The organism is Roseburia sp. AF15-21 (assembly GCF_003479505.1).
Classification (GTDB): domain Bacteria; phylum Bacillota; class Clostridia; order Lachnospirales; family Lachnospiraceae; genus Roseburia_C; species Roseburia_C amylophila.
The window spans coordinates 450,388-463,061 of sequence record NZ_QUHG01000002.1 but is presented as its reverse complement, the minus strand read 5'-3'; the positions used below and the strand labels follow the sequence as shown (position 1 = coordinate 463,061).

Sequence of the window (12,674 nt, the reverse complement as noted above, 5' to 3'; positions counted from 1 at the left end):
AAACATCCTGAATGAAATGCACGCCCGACAGACCAGCAAAAAGGTCAAGGCTGCCATGCACACAAGATTTGCCAATGGCGCACACTATGGAGCCTATGCACCACTGGGCTATGTAAAAGACCCGGACAAAAAAGGTCATCTTCTGATCGACCCGGAAACGCGCTGGATTGTAGAGAAGATTTTTGACCTTGCCGTACACGGGCGTGGAGCCGCCAGCATTACACGGATTCTGGTGGAGGAGAAAGTACCTACCCCCGGCTGGCTGAACTATGAAAGATACGGGACTTTCGCCAATATCTACGCCGGTGCGCCCGCAGAAAAAGCCTATGCGTGGACGATTGCACAGGTCAAGAGCATTTTGAAAGAGGAAACCTACATCGGTCACAGCGTTCACAACAAGCAGAGCAACATTTCATTCAAGAACAAGAAAAAGGTGCGGAAGCCGCAGGAAGAATGGTATCGTGTGGAAAATACCCACGAAGCCATCATTTCCGAAGAAGTGTTCCAAAAAGTTCAGGAGCTGATTGCAAGCAGACGCAGGCGACAGAAGAATGGCACAACGCAGATATTTTCCGGGCTGGTAAAATGTGCGGACTGCGGATGGTCATTGGCTTATGGTGTAAACAGCCAGAACAAAAATCCCTATGCACACTACCATTGCAGTAAGTACGGACAGGGATTACGCCAGTGTTCCATGCACTATATCCGCTATGATGTACTGTATGCCTATGTGCTTGCAAGACTGCAATACTGGTCTATGATGGTACAGAAAGACGAGGACAAGCTGCTGAAACGGCTGCTCAATGCCAGCGACAGGGAAAGAAACTCTGCGAAGAAAAAGCAGGCTGCGGAGCTGAAAAAGGCAGAGAAGCGTAAAGCCGAGGTTGACGGGCTGTTTGCTAAAATGTATGAGGACTGGTCTGCCGGACGCATAACCGAGTATAACTTCAATATGCTGTCCGAGAAGTACCAGAACGAGCAAAAGGAGCTTGAAACAAAAATAAGGCAGCTTCACGAAACGATGGAAGCCGCCGTACAGACCGCAGCGGACGCTGAAAAGTGGATTGCCCTGATGAAACAGTATGTCAACCCTGTGGAGCTGACCGCCGAACTTCTGAACACTCTAATTGAAAAAATAACCGTCCACGAAGCTGTCAAGGGCGAGGACGGAAGCCGTGAGCAGGAAGTAGAAATCTACTACCGCTTCATTGGCAAAATCGACTGACCTTTCTTTTTTACCCAACAATATCTTTAATTAAGGGAAACGGGTTCTAATATGCCTGATATTAGTTTGTTGGCTGAATTGGCTGATTTTTATGATGTTAGTATACCTGAAATCATTGATGGAGAAAGAAAAAGCGAGAATATGAATGAAGAAATAAAAGAAACAGTATTGAAATTATCTGATTATACAGAGACAATTAATCAAAAAATTAAAGGAAAGTTATTTGTACTTACGGTTATTGCAATAATAGGAACGATTGCGTTTGTGATTATTGAATTTACAGGACTAGATACACCTGGAAGTGTCTATGAAAGAGTAGCAAGTGCAGGTCTTGGGTTAGATTGTGGTATGTTAATAGTCCTTGCAATGTATCTTTCTGGACTTTTAGGAAAGATTAAGGCAAGACGAAAAATGAAACGATAGTACAACTGTAAATAAAAAGTCTGATAGACCGTAAAATTCTAGTTTGACGGAGTAATAGATATGAAAATCCGAGAAGTGAATGAGAATAAAAAGCAATTTATAGCATTATTGTTATTAGCTGATGAGCAGGAAAATATGATTGATCACTATCTTGAAAAAGGTACTATGTATGTACTTGAAGATGGTAATGTAAAAGCTGAATGTGTCGTTACTGATGAAGATAATGGAATACTTGAAATTAAAAATATTGCAGTTGATCCTCAGAATCAAGGACAGGGCTATGGGAAAGCATTGATTGACTTCCTTGTAAGTAAATATTCAGATGAATATTCTATTTTGCAGGTTGGAACAGGTGACAGCCCGTTGACCGTACCGTTTTATGAAAAATGCGGATTTGTCCGATCTCACAATATTCCGAATTTCTTTACGGACAATTATGACCACCCAATTTATGAGTGTGGTGTACAGTTAATAGATATGGTATATTTGCAAAGATGTTTATAACTTCCAGTTTGTCAATTACAGGTGACATTGAAAGAGTCAGCCCATTCAAGATGCTGGCTCTTTCAAAAATTCCATTCTAATAAATTGCACGACAACTTAAAGTAAAAATGAATACCCATTAGTAAGAAGTGAATAGAAAAATGAATAAAAGAGTGGTGTTTCGTATAATTATGAGTTAGTATGCATCAGACACACTTTTGTAAAAAGGGAGATTTCTATTTACTCTTCCATTCTTGTTTTTCTTATAGACTCTAATACTTGACTCTCCAAAGTATCCTAATACCCACAACAAAGAATGTACCTTGGCACATTCTCGCACCTGCGGCGGTCGCTTGCGACATCTACCTTATACGCCGCAGTGCGCATCCTCGCGAAGCGTTTTTTACTTTACAGGAAAGCAATTTCCTGTAAAGCAAGAAAAAAGCAATCCTTTGACCTAACCAAAAGACCGCTTTTCTTGATTCTTACTAATTCATATTAATTCTCATTCATCTTCGCCAATTTTGCTGCCTGGTCTGCTGCAATCAGAGCATCTAAGATTTCCTGGATGTCACCATTCATGATTTTATCCAGTTTATAGAGCGTAAGATTGATTCTGTGGTCGGTTACACGTCCCTGTGGGAAGTTATAAGTACGAATCTTCTCCGAACGGTCACCAGTACCAATCTGGCTTCTTCTGGCTTCTGCTTCTGCATCATGCGCCTTCTGGCATTCTATGTCGTATAATTTAGCACGTAAAAGTGCAAATGCTTTCTCTTTATTCTGCAGCTGTGACTTCTCCGTCTGGCTGTAGATTACAATTCCGGTTGGATAATGGGTCAGACGTACTGCAGAGTCTGTAGTATTGACACACTGTCCACCGTTTCCGGATGCACGCATAACGTCGATTCGGATATCCTTTTCATCAATCTGGACATCTACTTCTTCTGCTTCCGGCATTACTGCTACTGTAATAGTAGAAGTATGGATACGTCCACCGGACTCTGTCTCAGGTACACGCTGTACACGATGTACACCAGATTCATATTTCATAACAGAGTAAGCACCCTGTCCGGTAATCATGAAAGTAACACTCTTCATTCCACCGATTCCGATTTCTTCGCATTCCATCGTCTCAACTTTCCAGCGTCTGCTCTCTGCATAATGGACATACATACGGTAAATCTCAGCTGCAAACAAAGCTGCCTCATCTCCGCCGGCACCGGCACGGATTTCCACAATGACATTCTTATCATCATTCGGATCCTTTGGAAGAAGAAGAATTTTCAGTTTCTGCTCTAATTCTTCTACTCTTGCCTTGGAATCATTTAATTCCTCTTTGGCAAGTTCTTTCATTTCTTCATCTGTCTCTTCGTCCAGCATTGCAAGAGAATCTTCAATATTCTGCTTGCACTGTTTATATTCTTTATAAGCTTCCACGATAGGTGTCAGATCACTCTGCTCCTTCATCAGCTTACGAAAACGCTCCGGATTATTTGCCACATCCGGTTCACTTAACTCACTCATCAACTCTTCATAACGAATCAATAAATCCTCTAAACGATCAAACATTTTAATTTCCTTTCCCTTTTACCACACGATCATTTCGTGCAAGGTCTTTGATTACTTCAACTTCTGTAAATCCTGCGTTACGCATCAGCTCAGAGACTGCTTCTCCCTGGTCATAACCAATTTCCATGTAAACATATCCGCCAGGATTCAAATAATCCTTTACCTGTCCGGCAATCTTCCGATAAAAATCAAGACCATCCGCTCCGCCATCCAATGCGTTTTCCGGCTCAAAATCCCGCACCTCCGGCATCAGTGACAGAATCTCTCCTGTCGGTATATAAGGCGGATTCGCCATGATTACATCAAAAGTCTCGGTAATATTATCAAATAAATCACTGCGTATCCAGTCCGCATCCACTTCATGCATCTTTGCATTTTCTTTCGCTACCAGCAATGCAGTTTTCGAAATATCACTTCCAACACCGGTAAGTTCCGGTGCATTTTTCAACACACTGATTAATACACAACCAGACCCTGTACAAAGGTCTAATACTTTCATCCCCGGCTTTACAATCTTCAATACCTGCTCCACTAAAGTCTCGGTATCCTGCCGCGGTATCAGAACATTGGAATTTACTTTGAATCGAAGCCCCATAAATTCCTGTTCTCCAATAATATACTGTAACGGAATATGCTCGGCACGTTTCTGTACTGCAATCTCATATTCTTTCTGAGCATCCTGTGTAATATCTTCTTCCCCGTGAACGTAGTAGTAACTGCGTTCAATCCTGCATACCATCTGTAAAAGATACCATGCATCCAGTGCGGCATCCGGCACTCCTGCATCTGTAAGACACTTTGTACCAAATTCCACTGCCTCTCTATAAGTCATATATTACGCCCTTTTCTTTTACATTTCGCTCAAATATTTTTTCCAGTCAAATACTGCTTCCACGGAAGCAATACCAACCTCAATCATAGAATCATCCGGTTCTCTTGTTGTAAGCCTCTGCAGCCACAATCCAGGTTTACTTAAGAAATTCACTACCGGATTATCACTTTTTCCGGCAAGCCGGATAAATTCATATGACACACCAGCAATCACCGGTATCAGCAGCAAACGAAGCACTACCTTCAAAATCCGGCTCTTTACATCAATAAATGCAAAGAAAATAATACTGATAATCATTACAAACAGGAGAAAACTTGTACCACACCGCTTATGCAGTCTGGAACTCTTTCTCACGTTTTCTACATTCAGCTCCATTCCATGTTCAATGCAGTTAATGCATTTGTGCTCTGCTCCGTGATACATGAATACACGCTGGATATCCTTCATTAAGGAAATTGAAGCAATATATGCCAAAAAAATCATCATTCGGATGATACCTTCAATCAGCGCCAGTGCCACATGGGATGTAATAAATTTCTGAAAAATCAAAGAAAGATAATATGGCAGAATCATAAAGATTCCAATGGCAAGTACAAAGGAAAATGCAACAGTAATACCCATTTCTGCTTTTTCTTTTTTTGCTGCTGCCTCTTTTGATAATTCTTTCTTTTTTGCTTTGGTATCTTCCTCATCCTCTTCAAAGAACGATGCGGAATATGTAAGCGTTGATATTCCAAGCGTCAAAGACTCCACAAAACTTAACACTCCACGTAAAATCGGAATGTTCCGCAATGTCTTGTTTTTAATCAGTCCATAATACTCTTTGGTATCAACGGTAATCTCTCCATCCGGCTTCCGGACTGCCACGGCGTACTTTTCCTTATTTTTCATCATTACGCCTTCTAAAACTGCCTGTCCACCGATTCCCGAATATTTCATGTGTGACCTCTCTTCCTGTTTCTAAAAAAAGGTTGAGATTAGAAACCTCAACCTTATCTTTCAGTCACATTGTGCAATTTCTATTTCATGCCGTATTTCTTATTGAACTGCTCAATACGTCCACGAGCCTGGTTAGCTTTCTGCTGTCCAGTATAGAATGGATGGCATTTGGAACAAATTTCAACGTGAATATCCTCTTTGGTTGAACCAGTTACGAATGTGTTACCACAGTTACATGTAACTGTTGCCTGATAATAATCTGGATGGATTCCTTCTCTCATGTCTCTCACCTCTCATATATGAATTGCTTCGCAATTACGACATTTGTCTAATTTAAGTGCGATACTGTTTAGTTTCCGAATAAACAGCTTATTCATTGTAGCATAGGAAAAGCTGTTATGCAAGTGTTTTTAAACAAATTTTGTCTTTTTTACAGTCTGGATATATTCCCGGTTGTTTTTCGTCCGGACAAACATATTTAAGATGCTCTCAACCGCTTCATCGGTACGCATGCCATTGATTGCCTTACGCATAATAAATACAGCCTCCTGCTCTTCCTGTGTCAGTAAGAGGTCTTCTCTTCTTGTACCGGATTTTACAATGTCAATTGCAGGGAATACACGTTTCTCAGATAACTTACGGTCAAGCACCAGTTCCATGTTACCGGTTCCCTTAAATTCCTCGTAAACAACATCATCCATCTTGCTTCCGGTATCTACCAGTGCTGTTGCAAGGATTGTAAGGCTTCCGCCCTCACGCATATTACGTGCTGCACCAAAGAAACGCTTCGGCATATGGAGGGCTGCCGGGTCAAGACCACCGGATAAGGTTCTTCCGCTTGGCGGAACTGTAAGGTTATATGCTCTTGCAAGTCTTGTAATACTGTCTAAGAGAATCATAACATCCTTCTTATGTTCTACCAGACGTTTTGCTCTCTCAATTACCATCTCGGATACTCTCTTATGATGCTCCGGCAATTCGTCAAAGGTAGAATAAATAACTTCTACATTCGGTCCTTCAATTGCTTCCTTAATATCGGTAACTTCCTCCGGCCGCTCATCAATTAATAAGATAATCAGATGCATCTCCGGATTATTCTGTTTTACTGCCTGCGCCACACCTTTTAATAATGTAGTCTTACCTGCTTTTGGCGGGGAAACAATCATTCCACGCTGTCCCTTACCAATCGGAGATACTAAATCTACAATTCGCATTGCCATTGCACTGTGGCTTGTCTCAAGCCGGATTCTCTCATCCGGGAAAATCGGAGTTAAATCTTCAAAATTCTTCCGCTTTACAGCCTCCGACGGATGCAGGTCATTAATGGAAGTAATGTATAATAATGCAGAGAATTTCTCAGCCTGTGTCTTAATTCTGGTATTTCCGGTCACAATATCTCCGGTTTTCAGATTGAACTTACGAATCTGGGATGGAGAAACATAGACATCATGCTCTCCCGGCAGATAATTTTCACAACGGATAAATCCGAATCCATCCGGCATAACTTCAAGAATTCCATGTGCCTTCACACCGCTGTCTAAGTCCTTGTTTTCTTCTGCCACACGCTCAGTTTCATCCTTTTCCGGAATATGCTCATCCGGTGTATGTCTTACTGTGCTTCGACGCATCTCGCCCTCATGTCCCCTCGCTGCATTTTCCCGGTGCGGACGTTCTGCGCGATAGGTTCTGGTTTCTGCTACCTGCTCCGTAGTTTCTGTTGTGCCTTCTGCTTCTTTCTTTGCTTCCTGCACCTTTGCTTCCTTTTCATCTTCCGCCAGCATCGCTTCTACTAACTCAGCTTTCTTTAAGGTAGAAATTCCTTTCATTCCCCTTGCTTTCGCCAGTTCACGCAGCACTGCCGCAGAAAGACTTTCATACTTCTCTCTCATTCTATTCTCCTTACCTCTTGCTTATTTGATTATCTGCTAAATAATTGGGATTTCTTTTTGAAATAAAAATAATTGGAACGTAAGATTCGTCTTTTCGTATTATACAACAGTTTCTTTCAAATAGGAAGTCCTTTTTCTTGCTTTAAAAATTTTTTAATGATATGATACTAGACGGAAGTAATCAATGGCTAAGAAAAGGAGACGAACTATGGATACCAACGAAAAAGCAATTGAAATGCATAAAAAATGGAATGGAAAATTAGAAACCATCTCCAAGACACCGGTAAAGACCCGGGAAGATTTATCTATCGCATACACACCTGGTGTTGCGGCACCTTGCCGTATCATCGCAGAAAATAAAGAAGAAGCTTATACTTATACCATGAAAGCCAACACCGTTGCCGTTGTATCAGACGGAAGTGCTGTTCTTGGTCTTGGAAACATCGGACCGTACGCAGCCATGCCGGTTATGGAAGGAAAATGTGTACTGTTTAAAGAATTCGGAAATGTCAACGCTGTTCCAATCTGCCTTGACACACAGGATACCGAAGAAATTATAAAAACTGTTAAAAATATTGCTCCGGGATTCGGCGGCATCAACTTAGAGGATATTTCCGCTCCACGTTGTTTTGAAATTGAAGAGCGTTTAAAGGAAATGCTTGATATTCCGGTCTTCCATGACGACCAGCATGGTACTGCTATTGTTGTTCTTGCCGGAATCATCAACGCATTAAAAGTAACCGGAAAAGAAAAAGAAAACTGCCGCGTTGTTGTAAATGGTGCCGGTTCTGCCGGTGTTGCCATCACCAAACTGTTACTGACTTACGGCTTTAAAAATGTTATTATGTGTGACCGCATGGGAATCATCGGCAAAGATTATCCTGACTTAAACTGGATGCAGAAGAAAATGACCGAAGTTACCAACCTTTCCAATGAATCCGGTACCCTTGCCGATGCATTAAAGGGTGCTGATATCTTCGTTGGTGTTTCCGCACCAAATATCGTGACTCAGGAAATGGTTGCATCCATGAATAAAGATGCCATTCTTTTTGCCATGGCAAATCCTACTCCGGAAATCATGCCAGACCTTGCCAAAGCTGCAGGTGCTAAAGTGGTCGGAACCGGAAGAAGTGATTTCCCGAATCAGGTAAACAACGTTGTTGCTTTCCCGGGAATCTTCAAAGGTGCTTTAGAAGGACACGCTTCCCAGATTACAGAAGAAATGAAGCTTGCTGCTGCAAAAGCAATTGCAGGGTTAGTATCTGATGAAGAATTAAATGAAGACTTTATTATGCCGGAAGCATTTGACCCGCGTGTTGCCGAAGTGGTAAGCCAGGCGGTCAAATCACACATCCGCTAATGAAAAACGGCACGATTACACTGTGGGGGGAGAAGCGCTACCACTCTCTGGACTACTATTTAAAAAATACATATCACGAAAAGGTATACCGGATTGCATTAAATGCCGGACTCAGTTGTCCCAACCGTGACGGACGCTTAGATACCAGAGGCTGTATTTTCTGCTCTGCCGGTGGTTCCGGAGATTTCGCCGCCTCTCCCACACTTTCTATCACAGAGCAATTAGAAACTGAAAAAAGGATTCTGAGAGCAAAAAGAAAATGTAACAAATTCATTGCATATTTTCAGGCATTCACGAATACTTATGGTTCTGTGGAACACCTGCGGGATCTTTATATGCAGGCAGTAAATGACCCGGATGTGGTTATTATTTCCATTGCCACAAGACCTGACTGTCTGCAGCCTGAGATTCTTTTACTGCTTGCCGAAATCAATGAAAAGAAAACCGTCTGGGTGGAACTTGGTTTACAGACAATCCATGATGACACCAGAGTGTTTACACGAAGCGGCTTTACTTATGAGACTTTTCAAAAGAGTCTCTTCGCCCTTCACGCCCTTTCTATCAAGGTGATTGTTCATCTGATTTTAGGACTGCCCCACGAAACCAGAGAAATGATGTCTGCTTCCGTTCAGGCAATTGCAAATCTCCCGGTTTGGGGAATCAAACTACAGCTGCTTCATGTATTATCCGGCACCGATTTAGCCGCTTATTACGAAAAGACGCATTTTCCGGTATTTTCCATGGATGAATACTGTGAAATGATTATTGACTGTCTGGAGCTTCTGCCGCCGGAAATGGTGATTCACCGGATTACCGGCGATGGTCCGAAGGATTTACTGATTGCGCCGATGTGGAGCACCGGAAAACGGACTGTTTTAAATCAGATTCACCGCCGCTTAAAAGAGCGGAATACTTACCAGGGACGCTTAGCAACTAAGAGGTGATTTTATGGCTGAACCAGCTACTTTATATAAATTAATTATTCTGCACATGCTTGAACATATTGATTTTCCATTGTCCAATGCGCAGATTTCAGATTTCTTTTTAGACAGGGAATATACCGACTACTTTACGATTCAGCAGGTCATTCATGACCTGATGGATTCCGGGCTTGTCCGTACGGAAAACACCCACAACAGTACACGGTATATCATTACTCCTGCAGGAAAAGAAACGCTGCATTTTTTTCATGACAAAATATCCCCTTCTATTGAAGAAGATATTGCTGCTTATTTTCAGGCAAATAAGCTTGCCATTAAAACAGAAAATGCATATCTATCCGATTATTACAAAACACCGGAACAGGAATACGGTGTGCGATGCCAGCTCCGGGAAAAAGGCCGTACCCGCCTTGATTTTACTTTAACTGTCCAGACAAAGGAACAGGCGGAAGCCATCTGCACCAACTGGCAGAATCAGGCAGATGATGTATTTGCCTGTCTGATGGATTTACTTTTAAAATAAATATCTAAAATAAATGTTATTCAAAAAGCGGAACAACGAGAAGATTTTTCTCTCTGTTCCGCTTTCTATAATTTCTTATATTTTCAGTTATTTTGTTCTTTTTATTTTATTCTTTTTTATTTCGCTCTTTTACTTCGCTTTCTTCTTTCTGCCATTCTTTGAAGGCTTCTGCTTCTTTACGCTGTAACCAAAGCTTCCAAGCTTCTTACCCAGCAGAAAATATTCTCCATGGGAATAAGTCACCAGCCCGCTCTGATTCAGTTCGAATTTACCTTTTTCATTCATATAGGAATCATCAACGGTAACGCCTACTACATCTGCCAGAAACATATCATGGCTTCCAAGATGTAATATCTGGCTTACCTTGCAGGCAATGTTTACCGGACTTTCTGCAATTCCCGGTGCCGATACCTGCGGAAGGTTCAGTGGTGTCAGATGCATGGCATCAAACTTGTCAACGTCACGGCCGGATTTTACGCCACAATAATCTGTGGCACAGACCAGATCCTTTGTCACAAGATTTACAACAAATTCGCCGGTTTCCGCGATTATTCCATTGGAATATCGTTCCGGGCGGACAGATATGGAAAGCATTGGCGGATTCGTACATACCGTCCCTGCCCACGCTACCGTAATAATATTCGGTTTTTCTGTCGGTCTCTGGCAGCTTACCATCACTGCTGGAACCGGATATAACATATTACCCGGCTTCCATGTTTCTTTCGCCATTTCAATTCTCCTGTATAAGTTGTTATCTTTTTTCTGTCTCTGATATGGGCATTTATACCTGCTATCATCCTGCCGTAAGCATTTACGCTTGCTGCAATCCTGCCATTAATGTTGGAATCATCTGTTTCTTACGGGATACTACTCCCTTTAAGTAAAAGCTGCCTGATTCATCCGGCTCTCCAAAGCACTCCTTTAAAAGGCTGCCTGCCTGTGCTCCGGCATAGATTACTTCCGAATTCTCATCCAGAATGTCCGTCAGCATCACAAATACGGCATCCAGTTTCTGCTCTCCCAATGCAATTTCCAGATATGGCTGCAGCTTCTTCTTCGCCATGCCAAGCTGCACGTCACTCATGGCACTAAGCTGTGCTACACCAAAATCAAATTCATCGGTATGGAAGGTTTTAAAATCCTGATAAAACAGTTCTTCTGTTGTCTTTTTCTTAAAATCACTGCCGGCTTCAAACATCTTCTTGGCCAGCTCTTCAATATCTACTTCTGCAATCTTCGCCAGCGCTTCTGCTGCTGCCCGGTCCATCTGTGTACAGGTTGGTGAACGGAACATCAAGGTATCTGAAATAATTGCTGCCAAAAGAATTCCGGCTGTCTTTTTATCAATGATTGTTCCCTTTTCCTGATACATCTGATAAATAATCGTTGAAGTACAGCCCAATGGCTGGTTCCGGAAAAATACCGGAGCAATCGTCTCAAGGCTGCCCAGTCGGTGATGGTCAATAATTTCTAAGATTTCTGCATCTTCGATTCCATCTACTGCCTGGGATTTTTCATTATGGTCAACAAGGATCACCTGTTTTTTCTGTAAATTTAAAAGATTTCGTCTGGAAAACATACCGACATATTTTCCATTCTCATCCAGTACCGGAAAATCACGATGACGCACTTTAGACATAGTCTCTTTCACATCATCCACATAATCCTCTAATTCGAATGTAATCAGATGCTCCTTTTTCATAATATATTTAATCGGCATACTCTGATTAATCAAACGCGCCACGGTAAATGTGTCATATGGTGTGCTGATAAGCATACAGTCTTTCTCTTCTGCAAGCTGCACAATGGTCTTTGTAATCTTCGCTCCGGAACAGACAATCACACAGCTTGCATTCATTTCCAATGCACAGAACTGTGATTCATAACGGTCTCCTAAGATAACCATATCGTCATCTTCAATATACTGCTCCATCATATCCGGTGTGGTAGCCGCAACAACAACCTTACCTTTTATGAAGTAACCATGCTCATTTCCTGTTACAAGAGTTCCATTTAAAGTTTCAACAATATTCTTATACTGCGTCCGGGCAGTTGCAAGAATCCGGTTGTCCAATACATCCATATAGGATTTTGCAATATCACTGGTAACAACCATTCCCTGCAGATTGTTCTCATTGTCAGTAATCGGCAATGACACGACATCTAAATTCTTCATCAGCTCCCATGCCCGTTTAATGGAAATGTGACTGCTGACGCCCTCCGTTCTACGATATTCAATATCCTTAATCTGTGCACCGACATCTGTTACCAGTTCCGGTTCCGGCACATCAAAAAATTTTAGGACATACTTCGTCTCTTCGTTCATATGTCCTGCTCTTTTCGGTATAAAAATACCGTCCTCTGTTTGATTTTTTAAATCTGCATAGGCAATCGCCGCACAAATAGAATCTGTGTCCGGATTCTTATGTCCAATTACCCATGTCTTTCTCTTTCCCTGTGTCATATAATTCCTCGTTTTAACTACTG

The 12,674-nt window shown here is 41.9% G+C and carries 13 protein-coding genes; 6 read left to right on the top strand and 7 right to left on the bottom strand.

Annotation, left to right across the window (positions count from 1 at the left end; translation table 11 throughout):
* The 3 genes from DWW33_RS05315 to DWW33_RS05305 form a co-directional block, all read left to right on the top strand.
* The coding region (locus DWW33_RS05315; protein WP_243088539.1) for a recombinase family protein at positions 1-1,225 on the top strand (1,225 nt) is incomplete at its 5' end.
* A 51-nt stretch (positions 1,226-1,276) separates the two neighbouring features.
* The gene (locus DWW33_RS05310; protein ID WP_243088537.1) at positions 1,277-1,648 is read left to right on the top strand and encodes a hypothetical protein; all 372 of its coding nucleotides are present in this window, start codon (positions 1,277-1,279) and stop codon (positions 1,646-1,648) included.
* A 60-nt stretch (positions 1,649-1,708) separates the two neighbouring features.
* Complete coding sequence (locus tag DWW33_RS05305) at positions 1,709-2,152, top strand: GNAT family N-acetyltransferase (protein ID WP_117840906.1); 444 nt, start codon at positions 1,709-1,711, stop codon at positions 2,150-2,152.
* 477 nt (positions 2,153-2,629) lie between these two features.
* Here DWW33_RS05305 and prfA read toward each other — a convergent pair whose 3' ends face one another.
* From prfA to rho, 5 genes are all read right to left on the bottom strand, one after another.
* Entirely contained in the window at positions 2,630-3,703 is a 1,074-nt protein-coding gene (prfA, locus tag DWW33_RS05300; protein WP_022243126.1) for a peptide chain release factor 1, read from the bottom strand.
* Between the two features lies 1 nt (position 3,704).
* Entirely contained in the window at positions 3,705-4,535 is an 831-nt protein-coding gene (prmC, locus tag DWW33_RS05295) for a peptide chain release factor N(5)-glutamine methyltransferase (protein ID WP_117699008.1), read from the bottom strand.
* 18 nt (positions 4,536-4,553) lie between these two features.
* Positions 4,554-5,474, bottom strand: coding sequence for a DUF1385 domain-containing protein (locus tag DWW33_RS05290; RefSeq protein ID WP_118056814.1), 921 nt, complete (start codon positions 5,472-5,474; stop codon positions 4,554-4,556).
* An 80-nt stretch (positions 5,475-5,554) separates the two neighbouring features.
* A complete protein-coding gene (gene rpmE, locus DWW33_RS05285; protein ID WP_022243129.1) occupies positions 5,555-5,755 on the bottom strand; it encodes a 50S ribosomal protein L31 in 201 nt (66 codons plus the stop codon).
* A gap of 129 nt (positions 5,756-5,884) precedes the next feature.
* A complete protein-coding gene (rho, locus tag DWW33_RS05280; protein WP_118638999.1) occupies positions 5,885-7,363 on the bottom strand; it encodes a transcription termination factor Rho in 1,479 nt (492 codons plus the stop codon).
* Between the two features lie 208 nt (positions 7,364-7,571).
* Between rho and DWW33_RS05275 the strand changes: the two genes are divergently transcribed.
* The 3 genes from DWW33_RS05275 to DWW33_RS05265 are packed head-to-tail and all read left to right on the top strand — an operon-like array spanning position 7,572 to position 10,187.
* Positions 7,572-8,723, top strand: coding sequence for an NAD(P)-dependent malic enzyme (locus DWW33_RS05275; RefSeq protein WP_022243131.1), 1,152 nt, complete (start codon positions 7,572-7,574; stop codon positions 8,721-8,723).
* Positions 8,723-9,667, top strand: coding sequence for a TIGR01212 family radical SAM protein (locus DWW33_RS05270; protein ID WP_118638998.1), 945 nt, complete (start codon positions 8,723-8,725; stop codon positions 9,665-9,667). The genes DWW33_RS05275 and DWW33_RS05270 overlap by 1 nt, the downstream gene beginning before the upstream one ends.
* Before the next feature lie 4 nt (positions 9,668-9,671).
* Positions 9,672-10,187 carry a DUF4364 family protein gene (locus DWW33_RS05265; RefSeq protein WP_022243133.1) on the top strand — a complete coding sequence of 172 codons (516 nt, stop codon included), beginning with the start codon at positions 9,672-9,674 and terminating at the stop codon, positions 10,185-10,187.
* A 129-nt stretch (positions 10,188-10,316) separates the two neighbouring features.
* Here DWW33_RS05265 and DWW33_RS05260 read toward each other — a convergent pair whose 3' ends face one another.
* Positions 10,317-10,916, bottom strand: a complete 600-nt coding sequence (locus tag DWW33_RS05260) for a flavin reductase family protein (RefSeq protein ID WP_118638997.1) — start codon at positions 10,914-10,916, stop codon at positions 10,317-10,319.
* An 82-nt stretch (positions 10,917-10,998) separates the two neighbouring features.
* Positions 10,999-12,651, bottom strand: coding sequence for a putative manganese-dependent inorganic diphosphatase (locus DWW33_RS05255; RefSeq protein WP_118638996.1), 1,653 nt, complete (start codon positions 12,649-12,651; stop codon positions 10,999-11,001).
* Positions 12,652-12,674 lie beyond the last annotated feature (23 nt).

What these genes read in the sequence shown, in the direction of transcription:
- DWW33_RS05270 (WP_118638998.1), top strand. Translation starts at nt 8,723, where the DNA reads ATGAAAAACGGCACGATTACACTGTGGGGGGAGAAGCGCTACCACTCT.
- DWW33_RS05275 (WP_022243131.1), top strand. Translation starts at nt 7,572, where the DNA reads ATGGATACCAACGAAAAAGCAATTGAAATGCATAAAAAATGGAATGGA.
- DWW33_RS05305 (WP_117840906.1), top strand. Translation starts at nt 1,709, where the DNA reads ATGAAAATCCGAGAAGTGAATGAGAATAAAAAGCAATTTATAGCATTA.
- prfA (WP_022243126.1), bottom strand. Translation starts at nt 3,703, where the DNA reads ATGTTTGATCGTTTAGAGGATTTATTGATTCGTTATGAAGAGTTGATG.
- DWW33_RS05255 (WP_118638996.1), bottom strand. Translation starts at nt 12,651, where the DNA reads ATGACACAGGGAAAGAGAAAGACATGGGTAATTGGACATAAGAATCCG.
- prmC (WP_117699008.1), bottom strand. Translation starts at nt 4,535, where the DNA reads ATGACTTATAGAGAGGCAGTGGAATTTGGTACAAAGTGTCTTACAGAT.
- DWW33_RS05260 (WP_118638997.1), bottom strand. Translation starts at nt 10,916, where the DNA reads ATGGCGAAAGAAACATGGAAGCCGGGTAATATGTTATATCCGGTTCCA.
- DWW33_RS05265 (WP_022243133.1), top strand. Translation starts at nt 9,672, where the DNA reads ATGGCTGAACCAGCTACTTTATATAAATTAATTATTCTGCACATGCTT.
- rho (WP_118638999.1), bottom strand. Translation starts at nt 7,363, where the DNA reads ATGAGAGAGAAGTATGAAAGTCTTTCTGCGGCAGTGCTGCGTGAACTG.
- DWW33_RS05290 (WP_118056814.1), bottom strand. Translation starts at nt 5,474, where the DNA reads ATGAAATATTCGGGAATCGGTGGACAGGCAGTTTTAGAAGGCGTAATG.
- DWW33_RS05310 (WP_243088537.1), top strand. Translation starts at nt 1,277, where the DNA reads ATGCCTGATATTAGTTTGTTGGCTGAATTGGCTGATTTTTATGATGTT.
- rpmE (WP_022243129.1), bottom strand. Translation starts at nt 5,755, where the DNA reads ATGAGAGAAGGAATCCATCCAGATTATTATCAGGCAACAGTTACATGT.